Here is an 18342-nt window from a genome sequence, read left to right as displayed (position 1 = left end):
AGGGTACGCAATTTGGCGCTTCCGGTCGACAGCTTGCTGACGTTTGGCCACCTTCGCACCTGAATCCGGTTTCGGGCGTTGACCCAACAAGGATTTTCTGATTGAATTCCGCTTCTTTGTTCCGGCGCGGAGCGTCGGCCCTATCCGAACACTCCTGGGGATCTTCAGAACATGTACGCGGTCATTCAAACCGGTGGCAAGCAATACCGGGTTTCCGAAGGTGACACGGTCAAGATCGAGAAGCTGACCGCCGAGGCCGGCGACAGTGTCGATTTCGAGCAGGTCTTGATGGTGGCCGATGGCGATGATGTCAAGGTCGGCAAGCCTTATCTGGCTGGTGGCAAGGTGACCGCGACGGTCGAGTCGCACGGTCGCGCCAAAAAAGTCAAGATCATCAAGTTCCGTCGTCGCAAGCATCACATGAAGCGCCAGGGCCACCGTCAGTGGTTCACGGCGGTCAAGATCACCGGCATCAGCGCCGGCTGAGGAGTCAGCATCCATGGCACACAAAAAAGCAGGCGGTAGTTCACGCAACGGCCGCGATTCCGAATCCAAACGACTGGGCGTCAAGATCTTCGGCGGCCAGCAGATCCGGGCGGGCAGCATCATCGTGCGTCAGCGCGGCACCCGCTTCCACAACGGCGTCAATGTCGGCTGCGGCAAGGATCACACCCTGTTCGCGCTGACCGACGGCGTGGTGAAGTTCATCACCAAAGGTCCGAAGAACCGCAAGTTCGTCACGGTCGAGAACGCCTGAGTTCGCGTCGCATCGGCGCGCGGCCTGCCGCGACGGCTCTTCGAACCACTCGCCGGCCTGTGTTGATCACGCTGTTCGCGCCGATCGCGAAGCCTCGTCCCTCGGGCGAGGCTTTTTCTTTTTCGAGATCAAAACTATGAAATTCGTCGACGAGGCCGTCATTCGGGTCGAGGCTGGCGATGGCGGAAACGGCTGCGTGAGTTTTCGCCGCGAGAAGTACATCCCCAAGGGTGGCCCGGACGGCGGTGATGGCGGTGACGGTGGCAGTGTCTACCTGATCGCCGACAACAACATCAACACTCTGGTCGATTTCCGCTATCTGCGCAAGCATCGCGCCGAGCGCGGTGAGAACGGCAAGGGCAAGCACATGACCGGGCGCAGCGGGCAGGATCTGACGGTCCCGGTTCCGGTCGGCACCCGCGTCTTCGACCAGGAGACCGAGGAGCTGATCGGCGAGCTGCTCGAACCCGGACAGCGGCTACTGGTCGCGCAGGGCGGTTTCCACGGCATCGGCAACGCGCGTTACAAGTCGAGCACCAACCGCGCCCCGCGTCAGTCCAAGCCGGGCACGCCGGGCGAGCGGCGCGATCTGTTTCTCGAGCTGATCCTGCTGGCCGATGTCGGGCTGCTCGGTTTCCCGAATGCCGGCAAGTCGTCACTGATCCGCAAGGTCTCCAGCGCGCGGCCCAAGGTCGCCGATTATCCCTTCACCACGCTCTATCCGAATCTGGGCGTGGTGCGGGTCGGCGAGCGGCGCAGTTTCGTGATCGCCGATATTCCGGGGGTCATCGAGGGCGCGGCTGAGGGCGCGGGGTTGGGCATTCACTTCCTGAAGCATCTGGCGCGCACGCGCCTGCTGCTGCATCTGGTCGACATCGCGCCGCTCGACGAGAACCTGGATCCGGCCGATCAGGTGCGCAAGATCGAGGCCGAGCTGGATGCCTTCGGTGCCGGGCTGCTGGACAAGGAGCGCTGGCTGGTCTTGAACAAGATCGATCAGCTCGAACCGGAAGACCATGAAGCGCGGCGGGCGCAAATCGTCGAACAGCTCGACTGGCGCGGGCCGGTCCATACCATCTCGGCGCTCACCGGCGCCGGGACCGAGGCGCTGGTCAATGATCTGATGCATCGCCTGGAAGCGCTCAAGGCCGACCCCGAGAGTGCCGTAGCCGTCCAGTCAGCGCCGGACGTGTCCGAATGGGACGAGTTCGACGCCTCGGCGACCGGCGACTGGCATCCCCTGGACTGAAACCGGATACGATAACTTCACACTCTGAGCGCGGTTGCAGCATGATCTCGCGAGACAGGATTCCAGGTACGCGGCGTTGGGTGGTCAAGATCGGTAGTGCGCTCCTGACGCGCGACGGCCAGGGCCTGGAGCGCGCTATGCTGGCGCCCTGGGTCGAGCAGATGAGCGCGCGCCGTCAGGCCGGGCACGAGATCGTGCTGGTCTCCTCGGGCGCCGTGGCCGAGGGCATGGCGCGCATGGGCTGGCGGCGGCGGCCCAAGACGCTGCACGAGCTGCAAGCAGCGGCGGCCATCGGTCAGATGGGGCTGGTGCGTGCCTATGAGGATTGCTTCCAGGCGCGCGGGCTGCATACGGCCCAGGTGCTGCTGACGCGCGATGATCTATCCAACCGCTCGCGCTATCTCAATGCGCGCAGCACGCTGCGCACGCTGCTCAAACTCGGCGTGATCCCGGTCATCAACGAGAACGACACGGTCGCGACCGACGAACTGCGCTTCGGCGACAACGATACCCTGGCCGCGCTGGTGGCCAATCTGATCGAGGCCGATCTGCTGATCCTGCTCACCGATCAGGACGGACTCTTCGACCAGGATCCGCGCAAAAATCCGGACGCCAAGCTGATCCCCGAGACCTGGGTCAGTGATCCGCTGCTCGATCAGGTTGCCGGTGGCAGCGTCACCGGACTCGGTACCGGCGGCATGGTCACGAAGGTGCGTGCAGCGCGTCTGGCGGCGCGCTCGGGGACGCCGACCATCATCGCACCCGGACGGGGCGAGCAGGTCTTGAGCCGCATCGGTGCGGGCGAGTCGGTCGGTACCTTGCTGATTCCCTTTCAGGGGCCGCAGGCGGCGCGAAAGCAGTGGCTGGCGGGCCATCTCCAGGCGCGTGGCCGGCTGGTGCTGGATGCAGGGGCGGTGCGCGCGCTGCGCGAGAAGGGCACCAGTCTGCTGGCCGTGGGCGTGAAGGCGGTGCAGGGGCGTTTCAATCGCGGTGAGGTCGTCATCTGTCTCGACGAGGCCGGGCAGGAGATCGCGCGCGGTCTAGTCAACTACGATGCCGATGAGGCTGAGCGGATTCGCGGTCGTCCGTCGTCGAGCTTCGAGTCCATCCTCGGCTATCTCGACGACGAGGAGTTGATCCATCGCGACAATCTGGTTCTGATCTGATCTGCAATCATTGCAGGTGTCATGGATCCAGGGGCGGTCTTCGGGCATCGTCATCCGCCGGCTCCAGCCCTTTATAATCGAGCTCCAAACCCACAGCCGAGCCGGGATCTCCATGACCATCGAGGCCCTTGCATGATCACGCCGCGCACCACGGGCCGCCTCACGACAAGCCATTTCCGTCCGGCCTGGTGGCTGCCCGGTCCTCATCTTCAGACCCTCTGGCCCAGCCTGATGCGTCGGCGTCCACGCCTGGCGCTGACACGGCGCCGGATCGAGCTGGCCGATGGTGATTTCATCGATCTGGCTCTGGGTGCGTCATCCGGTCCACGGGTGCTGGTGATCCATGGGCTCGAAGGCAACCTGGAGTCGCACTATGCGGGCAGCCTGATGCAGACGCTCGCGCACGGCGGCTTCCAGCCGATCTTCCTGTTTCTGCGCGGATGCTCGGAGGAACCGAACCGGCTCGATCGCGCCTACCACTCGGGCGCAAGCGCCGATCTGGCCGAGGTGCTGGAGGTCTTGAGCCGCGATCCCGAGGGCGCGCCGCTGGCGGCGATCGGCTTCTCACTCGGAGCCAATCTGCTGCTCAAGTATCTGGGCGAGACGCCCGCGCCACGGCTGCAACGGGCGGTAGCCGTGTCCGTGCCCTTCGTGCTGCGCGATGCCATGCTGCGGCTGGATCTGGGTGGCTCGCGCCTCTACCGGCGCTATCTGCTGGGCAGGCTCAAGGCCAGTCTGCGGCGCAAGTTCGCCGAGCGCCTCTTCCCGTTGGATGTCGACCTGGACGCCATCCGCGACTTCAACCAGTTCGACGACCAAATCACCGCGCCGCTCAACGGCTTCGCCGGCGTCTTCGACTATTACACGCGGGCCAGTTGTCGACCCTTTCTGGCCGGCATCCACACGCCCACGCTCATCCTCCAGGCGGCGGATGATCCCTTCATGTTCCCGACCACAGTCCCTTGGGCGCATGAACTCGGTCCCGGCGTGACGCTCGAACTGGCCGCGCACGGCGGGCATGTTGGGTTCGTCGCCGGCGTCTGGCCCTGGAGGCCACATTACTGGCTCGAAACCCGTGTCCTGGAGTACCTGAGTACGGGTGTTTGACGGGGCCGGAGTGTCGAGCGCCTGACAGATGGAGCGGCTATTGTGGCCACCCCCTCTTTGTCATTCCTATCGCCCGTGCGCGACGTCCACTAATACGATCCCGAAGCCGCGATCCGGTCGCACACCTCCAGAGCCACTTCGAGCGCTCTGAGTCCTGTCTGGCCGTCGACGAGCGGTCGCCCGCCCTGACAAACCACGCGCACGAATTCGGCCAGCTCCAGATCCAGCGGCTTGATGGGATCGATCTGGAGACGTTCGCGTGCGATCTCCGGGCGTGCACCGTCCTCGATTGCGCGCGGCTCGGCCAGATCGATGGTCTGCTTGACGAAATCGAGCGACAGATAGCGCCCGGACTGAAAGACGCGGATCCGCCGTGTCGTCTGATCCGAGACCCGGCTGGCGACTACGTTGGCGACCGTGCCGTTGTCGAACTCCAAGCGGGCGTTGGCAATGTCGACGTGCTCGGTGAGGATCGAGGCGCCGATGGCCGAGATGTGCCGGATCTCGGCGTCGACCAGGGACAGGATGATGTCGAGGTCGTGGATCATGAGGTCCGAGACCACATCGACATCGGTTGCACGCTCGACGAAGCCGCCCATGCGCTGGGCCTCGATGTAGCGTGGCGCGCGGATGCGATGAGCGAGCGCCATGACGCCGGCATTGAAGCGCTCGACATGGCCGATCTGGAGGATGGCGCCATGGCGCCGGGCCAGACGCACGATCTCGGCGCCTTCCTCGCGTGTGGCGGCGATCGGTTTTTCGAGCAGCACATGGATACCGCGCTCCAGGAAGGGCGCCGCGGCGGCCAGATGCGCTGTCGTGGGCACCACGACACTGACGGCATCGACCTGATCGAGCAATGCACGGGGATCCGTATGAGCGGCACAGCCGGCTTCGGCGGCGACCGAAGCGGCGCGTTCGGCATCGGTGTCGACGACACCGACGAGTTCGACCTCGGGCAGGCGCGAGTAGATGAGGGCGTGGAACCGGCCCAGATAGCCAACGCCGATCACGGCGACTCTCAGCCGATGGTCGAGGGTATCGAGTGACATAGAACCCATCCTGAGTACAGAGGGAGCGTCCGCAAGACCGAAGGAAGGCGCTCCCTGTTGTGGGTCAACCGCCGATGGAACCGGCTTCGGGTGACTGCGCCGCGACCTCACCGGGATCGACTGGTACACAGGCGATCAACTGATAGCTGATGGTGGCGCACAGGCCCACAACGACGAAAAACATCAGCACAATGAGCGGGTCCGGCCTTCGATGAAGCCGCTTCCTGTAGATCATCCAAACTACCCCTGGATTCAAGTAAATTTTCAACAATATTCTACAACTATCTCAAAATGCGACAAGATAGCCGTCTGCGGTCGGGGCAGACTCCGCAACACGGCGGACAGGTATATCATGCGCCAATCCAGCGCACGTCATCCAGGAGACGAAATTGAGCGACTATCTCATCGCGATCTCGGCCCAGAGTCAGTATCAACCGGATCAATCCTCGCCGGAAGAGGAGCGTTACGTTTTTGCATACACCGTCACAATCGAGAACCGTGGCACCAGGCCGGCGCGCTTGCTCGACCGCCACTGGATCATCACCGACGCCAATGGCCAGATTCAGGAGGTGCGCGGTCAGGGCGTGGTCGGCGAGCAGCCGCATCTGCAGCCGGGAGAAGCCTTCAGGTACACCAGTGGTGCCGTGCTCCCGACACCGCTCGGCAGTATGCACGGCCACTATGGAATGGTCGGCGACGATGGCACACATTTCGGAGCGCGCATTCCGGCCTTTTCACTGACCTCGACGCGGCTGCATTGAACAGCACGGCCACGCCTGAACTTCAGATGACGACCCATTTCCGTTCCAGATGACCGCCTATGCCATCGGTGACATCCAGGGGTGTCACGCCGAACTCGAGCGTTTGCTCGACCGTCTCGACTTCGATCCGGCCGCCGACCGGCTCTGGTTCGCCGGCGATCTGGTCAATCGCGGTCCCGAGTCGCTGGCTGTGCTGCGCCGGGTGCGCGCGCTCGGCGACTCGGCCATCGTGGTGTTGGGCAATCACGACCTGCATCTGCTGGCCGTGGCCGCCGGCAACGCCAAGCATTCCAAGAAGAGCACCCTGGGTGCGATCCTGCGCGCGCCGGATCGCGACGAGCTGCTCGACTGGCTGCGTCGTCGGCCTCTGCTGCATCACGATCCGGATCTCGGATTGACGCTCGTCCATGCCGGGCTGCCGCCGCAATGGGATCTGGCCGAGGCGCTGGCCCGCGCGCGCGAGCTGGAGGCCGTGTTGCGCTCCGATGACTATCCCGAGTTCCTGCATGCCATGTATGGCAACGAGCCGGCACGCTGGTCGCCCGATCTCAGCGGCCTCGAGCGGCTGCGCTTCATTACCAATGCCCTGACCCGGCTGCGCTTCTGCGCACGCGATGGCACTCTGGCGCTCAAGGAAAAGGGCGAGATCGGCAGTCAGTCGCCGGGGCTATGGCCCTGGTTTCAGGTTCCGGGTCGACGCACGCGCGCCGATCGCATCGTCTTCGGCCACTGGTCGGCGCTGGGCTACTGGAGCGGCGAGAACGTCTGGGCGATCGACAGCGGCTGTCTCTGGGGCGGCGCACTCACGGCGCTCAGGCTCGACTGCGAGCCGCTGGAGCCGATCCAGATCGATTGCGCCGGATATCTGCAACCTGGACGGGACTGACAGACTCAGCGGCGCTCCAGATCCACGAAGGTCATGGCGAAGGCGTTGCGCTCGTCGGCCGGACGTTCGACGCGCGCGACTGCGTTCCACTCGACCGGATTCCAGGCCGGAAACCAGGCATCGCCCGTGACCCGCGTCTGTACGATCGTCAAATGGAGTCGGTCGGCCAGAGGCAGCGACTGCGCATAGATCGAGGCGCCACCGACAATCATCAGCTCGGGCTCGTCGACGGCGGCGATCGCCGTCTCCAGCGAACCGAAGACCTCACACCCCTCAGCGCGATAGTCAGGATCACGCGAGATCACCAGATGCCGGCGGCGCGGCAACAGACCCGGCAGCGATTCCCAGGTCTTGCGCCCCATGAGGATGGGCTTGTCGAGCGTCAGCGCCTTGAAGTGTGCCAGATCCGCCGGCAGGCGCCAGGGTAGCGCGTTGTCGCGGCCGATCACGCGCGCTTCGTCCATCGCCGCCACCAGCGCAATGACCGGGCGTCGTTCGAGCGATGCTGAGTCAGACGATGGCATGACGCCTCGCTCTCAGGCCGAAACGACCGCCAGACGCGGCGCGGCGACAGGTGCCGGCGCCGACCACAGGCGTTCGAGGCCGTAGAAGTCACGCACCTTCGGGAGCATGACATGGAGCACGACCCCATTGAGATCGACCAGCGCCCATTCGCCCTCGGTCAGACCCTCAGTGCCGAGCGGGGTCTCGCCGGCGTCCTTGGCGCGAAAGGCCACGGTCTCGGCGATGGCCTTGACATGGCGGTCCGAGGTGCCGGAGGCGATGATCATGAAATCGGTCACGGCGGTCTTGCCGCGCACGTCCAGCACCTGGATGTCGCGGGCCTTCATATCGTCGAGTGTGTCGAGAACCAGTTGTTTGAGTTGATCGAGCTGCATGGAACCCTCTGTATTCGGGAAGTGGGATGTCTTGGTTACGGCCTAGACGTTCGGATGAGGCGGTTGGGGCGAGCGTGCCGGATCGGTCGGCACATAGAGTCGTTCACGCTCGATGTAGTCGAGCACGGCGTCAGGGAGCAGATAACGCGGACGGCGTCCCTGGGCGATGAGTTCGCGGATGCGTGTCGATGAGATGTCGAGCTGGGTCAGGGTCTGGAACAGGATGCGGCCGCCCGCTCGGGCCGCCAGACAGCGCGGCTCCTCGCAGACCCGTTCCAGATAGAGTTGTCGCAGGGCGGGACTGGCGACCGGATCGTGCCCGGGCCGACGCATGACCACCAGATGCGCCAGCTCCAGGATCTCCAACGGGCGATACCACTGGAGAAAACCCGCATAGGCATCGGCGCCGATCAGCAGACAGAGCGGGCGTTCGGGACCGAACTCGTCACGGAGCGAGCGCAGGGTGTGCAGTGTATAGGAAGGACCGTCCCGATGCAGCTCGCGTCGATCGAGCACAAACTCCGGCGCGTCGGCGAGTGCGGCCTCCAGCATCGCCAGCCGCTGCGCCGTGCTCGCCAGCGGCTGCGGACGATGGACGGCGATCCGCAGCGGGATGAAGCGAACCTGATCGAGCGCGAGTCCCTGGAGACAGTCCAGGGCCGCGCGCAGATGGCCGAAATGGATGGGGTCGAAGGTGCCGCCGAGCAGACCGATCATGCGCGCACCCGGATCGCTGACGGCATCGACGCCCCAGTCGAACCGGGGCGCTCGGTGCTCCGTCGATCCGCCATCAGTTGTGCGACTTCACCAATAGCTTGAAGATCTTGAAGTTGATGATCCAGAAACGAATGAACTGCCATGGAATGGATTGGCGCATATAGCGCGTGAAACCGGTCGGGACCGGCGGGTAATAGGCCTGCTGATAGGGTTCTTTGTTCTTGGCGGGCATCGTCGTCATTCCTCGCTCGATTCGGGATGCACGCGCCGGAGTCCGGGATCGTACCGACTTCAGGCCCCGGCGCACTGGGAGAGAGACTCAGTCGGGCAGCACCGACCAGCCCGGGCGCAGCTTGGCCTGGTAGATGAAGACATGATGCAGAAGGTATTTCATCCAGTGTCCGGCCAGGCCGATCTCACCGAAGGTCAGATCCATGTCGCGTCCGTACTCGGGATAGGTCTCGTAGTCCGGCACCACCGGGAATACGGTCATGGTCGCCGCCGTGCCCTTGAAGAGATCCATGCCGGTCGAGGCCACGCAAGCCGCGCCCATCTCGCCCATCGAGGCGGTGTGCGACAACGTGGTCGCGCCATTGAGCAGATCGCGGATGTTCTCGGCCACAGCCTTCCCAATGGTCGCCGAGGGCATGCCGGTGCGCGGCGGTGTCGGGCTGATCTGCAGACCGCTCGGACTCTTCATCACCTTGCTGATCGGATGCGGCGGGGCGAAGGCGATGCCGATGGCGAAGATGTTCTTGTACTTCGGGGTCTGATAGGTCTTCGGCCAGTCGGCCTTGCTCCATTCCTCGAAGGGCTTGGGATTGTAGTCGGCGTCGACCTTCATGAAGCCGTTGGGCGCGAAGAGTTGCTCGGTGATGTCGCTCCCGGATTTGTCATAGGCTTTGAGTCCCACGCCCGAGAAGGGCGGGATGAGCATGGAGAAATCGAACTCCAGCTCGTGGACACTGCCGTCGAGCTGCTCGTAATGGATCTTGCCCGGCTCGACCTTGGTGACAGCCGCGCGGGTGATCCACTCCAGGCCGCGCTCGACCATCAGCGACTCGGCGAAGACCTTGCCGTTGGTCAGATAGCCGCCTCGGGTGATGTGCACGCCTCCCATGCCGAAGTCGCCGAGTTCGTACTCGTTGCTGATCCAGACCACGCGCGCCAGATGGCGCACGCCGGCCCCACGCAGGACGTGATCGACGTTGTAGATGTACTCGAAGGCCGCGCCCTGGCAGGTGCACATGCCATGCCCGGTGCCGATGACGAAGGTCTTGCGCGCGCCGGCCTTCATCTCCTGGACGCACTTCTGGAGCTGCTCGTTGGCCTCCAGCGCATGGGACGGGGTGCAGACCGACATGGTGTAGCCCGTCTCCGGCCCCAGACCCGGCGTGGCGTCGAAGTTGAGCTTGGGGCCGGTGGCATTGACCAGATAGTCGTATTCGATCTCGTCGCTCTGACCGGCCCGAGTCGGGTCCGTGTACTCGATGGTGACGAAGGGGCTCTCGTGTCCGGCGCCGCCATCGGGATGGATCGAGACGGCGCGTGCCTGCCGGAAACCGACGTTGATCTTCTTGTAGACGGGTGCCAGCTCGAAGGTGACTTGGCGCTCGGTCATTTCACCTACGCCCACCCAGATGTTGGATGGAATCCAGTTCCATTTGGAATTGGGCGAGACCACGGTGATCTGATGCTGCTTGCCCACCCACTTGCCCAGATAACGGGCGGTCGTATGGCCGGAGATACCGGCTCCGAGTATCAGGATGCGTGCCATGGCAAGGTTCCTCCTAAGGCTGTTATTGTCGGTTCAGGTCATTGACCGGCGTTCGAGTAGGCTCGACCACATCGAGTTCCCGGCGAGCGTCGCTGAAAGTCGCATTCTTAACCGCCCGATCGGGCCTTGTCGAGCTTCGAAACGGCTCAGCCGCGCACCTCGCCGTCACCCAGCACCACGAACTTCACCGAGGTCAGCCCTTCCAGACCGACCGGCCCGCGTGCATGGAACTTGTCGGTACTGATGCCGATCTCAGCGCCCAGGCCGTATTCGAAGCCGTCGGCAAAGCGCGTCGAGGCATTGACCATGACCGAACTCGAATCGACCTCGCGCAAGAAGCGACGCGCGCGCGAATAATCCTCGGTGACGATGGCGTCGGTGTGGGCCGAGCCGTGGCGGGTGATGTGGTCCATGGCCGCGTCCAGCCCATCGACCACACGGATCGACAGGACGGGCGCCAGATACTCGGTGTCCCAATCCTCGTCGGTCGCCGGGACGGCGTCGACGATGAGTTCGCGCGTACGCGGACAGCCGCGCAGCTCCACGCCCTTTTCGCGATAGGCCGCCGCGAGCCGGGGCAGGATGGCCTCCGCCACGGGCGCGTCGACCAGCAGCGTCTCCATCGTATTGCAGGTGCCGTAGCGCTGGGTCTTGGCGTTCATCGCAATGGCGAACGCTTTGTCGAGATCGGCGTGCTCATCGATGTAGACATGACAGATGCCGTCGAGGTGCTTGATGACCGGCACCCGTGCCTCGCGGCTGATGCGCTCGATCAGCCCCTTGCCGCCGCGCGGGATGATGACGTCGATCGACTCGGGCATGGCGATCATGGCGCCTACGGCCGCGCGGTCGGTGGTGGCCACGACCTGGACGCCGTCCTCGGGCAGTCCGGCGCTCGCCAGACCGGCCTGAATGCAGCGCGCGATCGCCTGGTTGGACGCGAAGGCTTCCGATCCGCCGCGCAGCACCGTGGCATTGCCCGACTTGAGGCAGAGCGCGGCGGCGTCGGCGGTGACATTGGGCCGCGATTCGTAGATGATGCCGACCACGCCGAGCGGCACGCGCATGCGCCCGACCTGGATGCCGCTCGGGCGATAGTCGAGGTCCGTGATGGCACCGACCGGATCGGGCAGGGCCGCGACCTGACGCACGCCCTCGATCATCGCATCGATGCGCCCCGGCGTCAGTTCGAGCCGGTCGAGCAGGGCCGCGTCCAGCCCCTTGGCCGCACCGGCCTCCAGATCGCGCCGGTTGGCCGCAGCGATCGCCGCGCGCTCGGCGTCGAGCCGCTCGGCGATCGCCAGCAGCGCGGAATTCTTGGCGGCCGTACTCGCACGTGCCAGCCGGCGCGAGGCTGCGCGCGCGCGCTGGCCGAGGTCGGTCATGTAAGCCTGGATGTCCTGAATCTCTGGATCGGTCATGGATCGGAACCCGTCTCGATTGCGCATTGAAACCATGGGATGAAGTCGGGGGCATGATGCCATGATTCCCACGGACTTGACACAGACGCACGGAGCCAAGAACCCGGCGCCTGTATTAAAATAGCCTATCAGTCGCCACGACGGTCTCGTCGAGACGCCGGTTGCTCGCTACGGCGGCGGATTGGCCGCACTCTATTCGACATGGATCAGTTCGAGTACGTCAACGACACCCATGGTCATGGCGTCCGCGATCCAGTGGCTCAAGATACAGTGACGCGAATCGGACATGGTCTGCCGGCTCTCGGGCGATGAGTTCATGATGGTGTTGACCCGGCGCGATCCTGCGTCGCTTGTTGCGCAGGTAATTTTGGTCTGCGATGGCTGCTGTCGAACCTTGCGCCTCTTCGACGTGGAGGGCGACATGCCGCTTATCACCTTCTTCTCCATGGGCATGGCGCTCCATCCGCACAATGGCGCTCGGATGCTGAGATCCTGATACGCTTGGCTCTGGAGCGCCATGGATTCGTGCTGCATTATCAGCCTGATTCGGCCTGTTTCTCTATGCTGAGCCGTTGCCGGTGATCGAGCTGGAGTCAATGCTCGCTGGTAATATGGATGCCGACTCTAAGTCGAAGGTGATTGAGCTGATGCCATGAAGAGGTCTGCTTGGATTCAAGTGATCGACCATGTTGTCGACCTTATTCCGCTGTTGCAAGATCTGCATTTGCTCGCTTTTTTATTTTGCGCAATCAGTCATCGAATATTCCGCAGAGAAATTTAAAAATGAAAGATGGTATCGAGATCGGGATTAACTCTAAAGAATATTGGGATAAACGCTTCGTGGAGAATTGGGAAGATTTTAATGGTCCTCGTCAGTCTAGATTTTTTGCTCAAACCGCTATTTCCAACCTGCCTTCATGGCTGATTGATGCCATGCGTCGTGAGTCACTGACTTTCGTCGATTGGGGGTGTGCTCAAGGCGATGGGTTGGATGTTTGGGCAAGCTATATAAACCCATCGCTATTGTGTGGTGTTGATTTTTCCATGACTGCCATACAAAAAGCAAAAATACGCTATCCACTGCTCAAATTTTTTAATTCCAACTGGCTGGACCGGAATGAAAAAAACGAAATTTATGACGTAGTTTATTCGTCGAATACTCTCGAGCATTTTTTTAACCCATGCGAGATCTTGAGAAATCTCAGTGCCCGGGCCAACAAAGCCATTGTACTGGTGCTGCCTTATCGAGAAATAGATCGTATTGATGAGCATTTTTACACGTTTTTGCCAAACAATATACCCATTCACTTGGAAAATGGGTTTTGTCTTGTTTGGTCTAGAGTGATTGAGTGCTCTAAACTTCCGAATACTCAATGGGTTGGTCATCAAATTTTTCTTGTTTATATAGATCCGGCATGGGCAGCTTCACTCAAACTGACTTTAAATGATTGCGAAATTGAGCGAGAAGACAAAAAATTTTTATTGAATGATTTTAGGCAATCCATCGCTGAGCGAGAAACCGAGGTGGCTCGCCTCAATCAGACTGCTGCCGAGCGAGAGGCTCAGATAGCTCACCTCAATCAGGCTGTCGCTGAGCGAGAGGCCGAGGTGGCTCGCCTCAATCAGACTGCTGCCGAGCGAGAGACTCAGATAGCTCACCTCAATCAGGCTGTCGCCGAACGAGAGGCCGAGATAGACAGTCTCAATCGATCTGTCATTGAATGTGATTCGGAGGTGAAAGAATTTTTGTCTTCTACTTCTTGGCGTCTCACTCGGCCACTTCGGTTCATGAAAAAATTCTACGGCTCGGTATTTTCTTCAGAGCAGCGATACGCATTTTTGAAATCTATTTATTGGCGCCTGCCTGAAAGAATTCGGAATAAATTGAATCGGCATCGCTATTCTTATGTGTCAAGAAGACTTCGCAGGGAATTGAGTTCCAGTCAAAAAAGCATAATAAACGCCGCTGCACAAACTGATAGGGCTGCATGGGTCGATGCTGCAAACGAAAGCAAAAAAATCGTGATCATCCCGTGCGCATTCGAATTTGAGGAGTTGGTCAATCAGCGGCCCATTAATGCTGCAAAATATTACTCAAAAAATGGTTACCTCGTTCTTTTTGTTGCCTGGCAATGGTCGCCAAATGAATTGCTATCAAAGGGGTGCGGCGAGGTTTTTCATAATATAATTCAAGTTCCGCTGTTTGAATTCGTGGCGAATTCCAATGAATTGTCTGCGAATTTTGAATCTGCGCACTTTTTGATCACTATGCCAGAGCAAAAGCTCGTAAGGCTTGTTGATTTTCTGCGAAAAAGAGGGTTTGTTATTATTTATGATATTATGGACGAGTGGGAGGCTTTTCATCGAGTTGGTCAGGCACCTTGGTTTGAAGAGTCGACGGAAAGATCGCTTGTGCTTCAAGCCGATTTTGTTTGTGCCGTATCCCCGCCATTGCGAGAAAAATTTTCAGATATTCGTTCTGATATTACCGTAATTGGCAATGGTTATAGCGCCGAAACTTTGGGTGTTGAAGCAAGGAATATAGCTGGATCTCAAAACAATGAAAAAAAGATAGTTGGCTATTTCGGTCATTTGACTGACGCTTGGTTTGACTGGCCTACACTCTTCTTTCTGGCGAAAGAGCGCGCAGATATTGTTTTTGAGGTTGTCGGATATGGAGAACCCGATTGGGTAAGGAAAAAAGCGGCTGCCGCGCCCAACGTATCTTTGTTGGGAAAAATGCTGCCGAGCGATCTGCACAAAAAGGTTTCTTCCTGGTCTGCTGGTATGATTCCATTTGTTGAGGGGGAATTGTCCGAAGCAGTGGATCCAATAAAGATTTATGAGTATCTATACTTTGGCCTGCCGGTGATAGTGACGGGCATTCGCCATCTTGATAGATTTCCTATGACATATTTCTCTGAAAAAGAAACTATTGCCCATTCACTTGATCTTGCGCTCAATGAGAGTCGTTCGCCGAGTGACTTGGAGTCGTTTCTTGCGCAAACGACATGGCAAGCTCGTTTCGATACGTTGATGGCGAAAGTGACGAGCCGGCAAGGAATATGGTCTCTTTATCAATCTTTTTGAAGCGCAAAAACACTAAGCTCCCTTGATCTGGTGGTCGTGGGTCAGTAATTGACCTCGACTGCTTGGCTGTTTTCTCAATGCACTCCGCGAAATCACGCGCAAGCCAGGATAAAGCCTGGGGAGATTCGGGTGTTGCTGGGGATTGAATTCAATCAAAATCCAACTCAATAAAGAGCGCGCTTAATTATTATGCGAACCAAGGTCTGCTTTGTTTATCCATGGGCAACTTTTGGCGGGTGCGAGCGAGTTTTTATAAACCGCGCATTGGCGTTCAAGCAGTACCTGCCAGAAACAACGGTCGATTTCTATTTCATGCAAGATGCAGGCGGATTGAGCGCTTTTTCATCTGCTCTCAAAGAGTATCAACTCAGCGGCAGTGCATCTTTGGTTGACTCTCTCGCTCGAGATTATGATTTGATTTCGCTTGTTGATTGCCCTCAAGTCATAGATTTTTGCAGCAAAAAAGCTGCTCCATATATCATTGAATGCCATACTCCTTATAAAGAAAACAGAAAATATCTTTCTGATTTGCCAGGAAATTGTAAATTTATAGTCACTCCGTCGATATCGTTCGGTAAGTTGGTTAAAAGCGAATTCCCATCGCTGGTTGATTCGGTGGTGGTGCTTAGAAATTTTGTTCCTTGGGATATTTCATTATCTCGCGCGAATTTAAACATTGAGCTTCCGGCATGGTTGCGTAAGCCGATTCTATTCTTTGCTCGAATGGATAAGCTGAAAGATCCAATATCTCTTCTCGATGCTTTTGAGCTTCTGGAGAAACGGCGAAAAAACGAATTTATGTTATTGTTTTGCGGTCCTCTGTCGCCCGAGATAAATATCTACAAAGAAATTTCCAAAAGAAAGTTAGATGGAGTGTCGGTAGTTCTGCCTCCAATCCCTTTTGCATCGGCGGAAGCCTTGATGAATGCTGTTGCGAGTATGGGGGGGGTTTTTGTTTCGCCTTCGCGAGGCGAATCTTTTGGGCTCTCTGCGGCTGAAGCAATTTCGTCTGTTATGCCGGTGGCGCTGTCAGATATCAATGAGCACGCGGATCTGGTTGGTAGCCATAAAGCACTTTTCACCTACCCTTTGGGTGATAGGGAGGCGCTGGCAGATCGTATTGAGTATTTATTCGGTCATTATGCGGATGCGCGTAATGCAGCTATGCAGGCAAGAAATGCTTTCTCTGCAAAATCGTTCATTGAAGACTGGATATCTCTTCTCGATCGCATGGGGATCAAAAAATGAAAAAAATTCTTTGCGTGATTGGTACGCGTCCGGAAGCCATAAAAATGGCGCCAGTTATTTTGGCGCTTCAAAATCAATCCTGGGCGAAAGTTCGAGTTTTGGCGACTGCCCAACACCGGCAGATGTTGGATCAAGTCAATAATTTTTTCGGTATCGAGCCTGATATTGATCTCGATATCATGCGCCAGAATCAAGCATTGACCACGCTAACGGCGCGTTTGATGCTTGATCTTGATGATGTGCTGGAAGCTGAAAAGCCAGATGCCGTGTTGGTTCAAGGTGACACTACTACGGTCATGACGGTCGCACTGGCCTGTTTTTATCATCGTATACCTATCGGCCATGTCGAGGCAGGACTTCGTACCTGGGACATGCAGAATCCGTTCCCCGAGGAAGCCAATCGGGTCATTGCGGGCAAACTGGCGCGCTGGCATTTTGCCCCTACAGAAAAGGCGCGACAGAACCTTCTTAAGGAAGGCGTGCCAGATAGGGAAATCGTTGTTACAGGCAATACAGTCATTGATGCCTTGCTGATGACAGCTGCAAAAAAATTGAACATTGGGGTCGATGTCGATCCTGACAAACGTCTGGTGCTGATAACGTCCCATCGTAGAGAGAATTTTGGCGAACCATTCTGCAATATTTGCCGCGCATTGCGCACGCTTTCAGAGAACAATCCGACGGTGCAGTTTCTATATCCGGTTCACCCAAATCCCAACGTCAAGGATGTTGCTTATGAATTCTTGTCGGAGTTGCCTAATTTCATTCTTTGTGCGCCGCTTGATTATGCGCCATTTATCGCAGCAATGAAGCAAGCTTACATCATTATCACTGATTCTGGCGGCGTTCAGGAAGAAGCCCCCGCGCTTGGGAAACCAGTATTGGTACTGCGCGATGAAACGGAACGGCCAGAAGCTGTCGATCAGGGCGTGGTTAAGTTAATTGGCCCACATTACAAAAAAATTGTAGAAGAGGTGCAGCGATTGCTCGATGATGAAACCGCCTATCGAGCAATGGCGCGCGGGGTTTCTCCTTACGGAGACGGGCAGGCCGCAGAGCGCATTGTAAAGACTTTACGTGAATATTTCGTCTGATGCGCCTTGTATACCTGTCGCCAGTGCCCTGGGAGAGTTTTGCTCAGCGGCCTCACAAGTTTGTTCACTGGGCTCATAGCCGTACCCGCAAAAATATTTTCTGGATTGATCCTTATCCAACGCGGTTTCCACGGTGGAGTGATTTCAGGCGTCCACCATCAACTACGACGACTGGCTTGGTCCAGGATGCACCATCCTGGCTCAAGGTGTTGAAGCCGGGTGGATTTCCTATTGAGCCTTTGCCTGGTTCGGCTTTGATCAACAGGCAATTTTGGCGGCCTAATTTAAGTGCGCTCGATGAATGTGCAAATGATTCCAGTACCTTGCTAGTCATCGGCAAGCCTTCAGTTCTGGCGCTGGAGCTTCTGGAGCGTTTTTTTCGTTGCCCATCTCTATACGATGCGATGGATGACTTTCCAGCTTTTTATGCGGGTTTGTCTCGTATTGCTTTGGCTCGAAGAGAGCAAATGATTGCTCGAAGAGTCGATATCATCTGGGCGTCGAGTTCTAAACTAAAAATACGTTGGGAAGGATTTCATAACGATGTGCGCTTAGTCCATAACGGACTGGATTTGTCGGTCATGCCTGCGATGGAGCAAGTCTCGACAAAATCCACGAAGCGTATTTTTGGCTATGTTGGAACGATAGGATCATGGTTCGACTGGGACTGGATACGCACTTTGGCTGAGTCCAGGCCAAGCGATGAGATTCGACTGATCGGTCCTGTTTTTGAACCGCCGAAGACGGCGTTACCTGGAAACGTTGCCATGTTGCCAGCCTGTGATCACGGGCTGGCCTTGAAGTCTATGTTGCAATTCGATGTAGGCCTGATCCCTTTCAAGAGCAATGCACTAACGGCGTCTGTCGATCCCATAAAATATTACGAGTACCGTGCACTGGCCTTGCCTGTGATCTCAACGGATTTTGGCGAGATGCATTTCCGTTCGGATGTTCCAGGTGTTTTTGTCAGCCGATCCTTGGCCGATATGCCCTCGCTCGCTGAGGCAGCCCTGCGGTTCAATCGTGATTCGATCGATAATCGATTATTTGCGTCGCAAAACTCGTGGGAAGCCCGTTTTGATGCAGCTGGTCCGTTGCCAGCCGAAGTTCGCACCTGA

The 18342-nt window shown here is 58.4% G+C and carries 20 protein-coding genes; 12 read left to right on the top strand and 8 right to left on the bottom strand.

Features of this window, described 5'->3' with window-relative positions:
• Positions 1-171: 171 nt before the first annotated feature.
• From rplU to ALVIN_RS10725, 5 genes are all read left to right on the top strand, one after another.
• Positions 172-486, top strand: a complete 315-nt coding sequence (gene rplU, locus ALVIN_RS10745; protein ID WP_012971351.1) for a 50S ribosomal protein L21 — start codon at positions 172-174, stop codon at positions 484-486.
• Between the two features lie 13 nt (positions 487-499).
• The gene (rpmA, locus tag ALVIN_RS10740) at positions 500-757 is read left to right on the top strand and encodes a 50S ribosomal protein L27 (RefSeq protein ID WP_012971350.1); all 258 of its coding nucleotides are present in this window, start codon (positions 500-502) and stop codon (positions 755-757) included.
• 136 nt (positions 758-893) lie between these two features.
• Positions 894-2006: an Obg family GTPase CgtA gene (gene cgtA, locus ALVIN_RS10735; RefSeq protein ID WP_012971349.1), complete on the top strand. Its 1113-nt coding sequence runs from the start codon at positions 894-896 to the stop codon at positions 2004-2006.
• A 41-nt stretch (positions 2007-2047) separates the two neighbouring features.
• Positions 2048-3172: a glutamate 5-kinase gene (gene proB / locus ALVIN_RS10730; RefSeq protein WP_012971348.1), complete on the top strand. Its 1125-nt coding sequence runs from the start codon at positions 2048-2050 to the stop codon at positions 3170-3172.
• Positions 3173-3304: 132 nt separating this feature from the next.
• Positions 3305-4279, top strand: a complete 975-nt coding sequence (locus tag ALVIN_RS10725; protein ID WP_012971347.1) for a hydrolase — start codon at positions 3305-3307, stop codon at positions 4277-4279.
• An 89-nt stretch (positions 4280-4368) separates the two neighbouring features.
• On the opposite strand, the gene ALVIN_RS10720 is transcribed toward ALVIN_RS10725, so the two are convergent.
• Both ALVIN_RS10720 and ALVIN_RS17825 read right to left on the bottom strand, forming a co-directional pair.
• Positions 4369-5331, bottom strand: coding sequence for a Gfo/Idh/MocA family protein (locus ALVIN_RS10720; RefSeq protein ID WP_012971346.1), 963 nt, complete (start codon positions 5329-5331; stop codon positions 4369-4371).
• 64 nt (positions 5332-5395) lie between these two features.
• Entirely contained in the window at positions 5396-5566 is a 171-nt protein-coding gene (locus ALVIN_RS17825; protein WP_012971345.1) for a hypothetical protein, read from the bottom strand.
• 154 nt (positions 5567-5720) lie between these two features.
• Between ALVIN_RS17825 and apaG the strand changes: the two genes are divergently transcribed.
• Positions 5721-6092: a Co2+/Mg2+ efflux protein ApaG gene (apaG, locus tag ALVIN_RS10715; protein ID WP_012971344.1), complete on the top strand. Its 372-nt coding sequence runs from the start codon at positions 5721-5723 to the stop codon at positions 6090-6092.
• Between the two features lie 49 nt (positions 6093-6141).
• Positions 6142-6978, top strand: coding sequence for a symmetrical bis(5'-nucleosyl)-tetraphosphatase (locus ALVIN_RS10710; RefSeq protein WP_012971343.1), 837 nt, complete (start codon positions 6142-6144; stop codon positions 6976-6978).
• A gap of 5 nt (positions 6979-6983) precedes the next feature.
• Here the strand turns inward: ALVIN_RS10710 and ALVIN_RS10705 are convergent, their stop codons facing one another.
• The 6 genes from ALVIN_RS10705 to ALVIN_RS10685 all read right to left on the bottom strand — a co-directional run bounded on the left by ALVIN_RS10705 (position 6984) and on the right by ALVIN_RS10685 (position 11792).
• Complete coding sequence (locus ALVIN_RS10705; protein WP_012971342.1) at positions 6984-7502, bottom strand: dihydrofolate reductase; 519 nt, start codon at positions 7500-7502, stop codon at positions 6984-6986.
• 12 nt (positions 7503-7514) lie between these two features.
• On the bottom strand, positions 7515-7877 hold the full coding sequence (gene rsfS / locus ALVIN_RS10700) for a ribosome silencing factor (RefSeq protein ID WP_012971341.1): 363 nt from the start codon (positions 7875-7877) through the stop codon (positions 7515-7517).
• Between the two features lie 42 nt (positions 7878-7919).
• Positions 7920-8594, bottom strand: a complete 675-nt coding sequence (nadD, locus tag ALVIN_RS10695; RefSeq protein WP_012971340.1) for a nicotinate-nucleotide adenylyltransferase — start codon at positions 8592-8594, stop codon at positions 7920-7922.
• 73 nt (positions 8595-8667) lie between these two features.
• A complete protein-coding gene (locus tag ALVIN_RS17820) occupies positions 8668-8835 on the bottom strand; it encodes a hypothetical protein (RefSeq protein WP_190275542.1) in 168 nt (55 codons plus the stop codon).
• 78 nt (positions 8836-8913) lie between these two features.
• Positions 8914-10371, bottom strand: coding sequence for an NAD(P)/FAD-dependent oxidoreductase (locus ALVIN_RS10690; protein WP_012971338.1), 1458 nt, complete (start codon positions 10369-10371; stop codon positions 8914-8916).
• Between the two features lie 146 nt (positions 10372-10517).
• On the bottom strand, positions 10518-11792 hold the full coding sequence (locus ALVIN_RS10685) for a glutamate-5-semialdehyde dehydrogenase (RefSeq protein WP_012971337.1): 1275 nt from the start codon (positions 11790-11792) through the stop codon (positions 10518-10520).
• Between the two features lie 286 nt (positions 11793-12078).
• Between ALVIN_RS10685 and ALVIN_RS18305 the strand changes: the two genes are divergently transcribed.
• The 5 genes from ALVIN_RS18305 (at position 12079) to ALVIN_RS17135 (ending at position 18342) form a co-directional block, all read left to right on the top strand.
• On the top strand, positions 12079-12288 hold the full coding sequence (locus ALVIN_RS18305) for a nucleotidyl cyclase domain-containing protein (RefSeq protein ID WP_043795621.1): 210 nt from the start codon (positions 12079-12081) through the stop codon (positions 12286-12288).
• 287 nt (positions 12289-12575) lie between these two features.
• Positions 12576-14882: a methyltransferase domain-containing protein gene (locus ALVIN_RS17145; RefSeq protein WP_012971336.1), complete on the top strand. Its 2307-nt coding sequence runs from the start codon at positions 12576-12578 to the stop codon at positions 14880-14882.
• Between the two features lie 189 nt (positions 14883-15071).
• Positions 15072-16130: a glycosyltransferase family 4 protein gene (locus tag ALVIN_RS17140; protein ID WP_012971335.1), complete on the top strand. Its 1059-nt coding sequence runs from the start codon at positions 15072-15074 to the stop codon at positions 16128-16130.
• Positions 16127-17224, top strand: a complete 1098-nt coding sequence (wecB, locus tag ALVIN_RS10665) for a non-hydrolyzing UDP-N-acetylglucosamine 2-epimerase (protein WP_012971334.1) — start codon at positions 16127-16129, stop codon at positions 17222-17224. Before ALVIN_RS17140 ends, wecB begins: the two co-directional genes overlap by 4 nt.
• Positions 17225-17400: 176 nt before the next feature.
• On the top strand, positions 17401-18342 hold the full coding sequence (locus ALVIN_RS17135) for a glycosyltransferase family protein (RefSeq protein WP_223295206.1): 942 nt from the start codon (positions 17401-17403) through the stop codon (positions 18340-18342).

This window comes from Allochromatium vinosum DSM 180 (assembly GCF_000025485.1).
In the GTDB taxonomy this organism is placed as follows: domain Bacteria; phylum Pseudomonadota; class Gammaproteobacteria; order Chromatiales; family Chromatiaceae; genus Thermochromatium; species Thermochromatium vinosum.
This window is presented reverse-complemented; position numbering and strand designations above follow the sequence as displayed.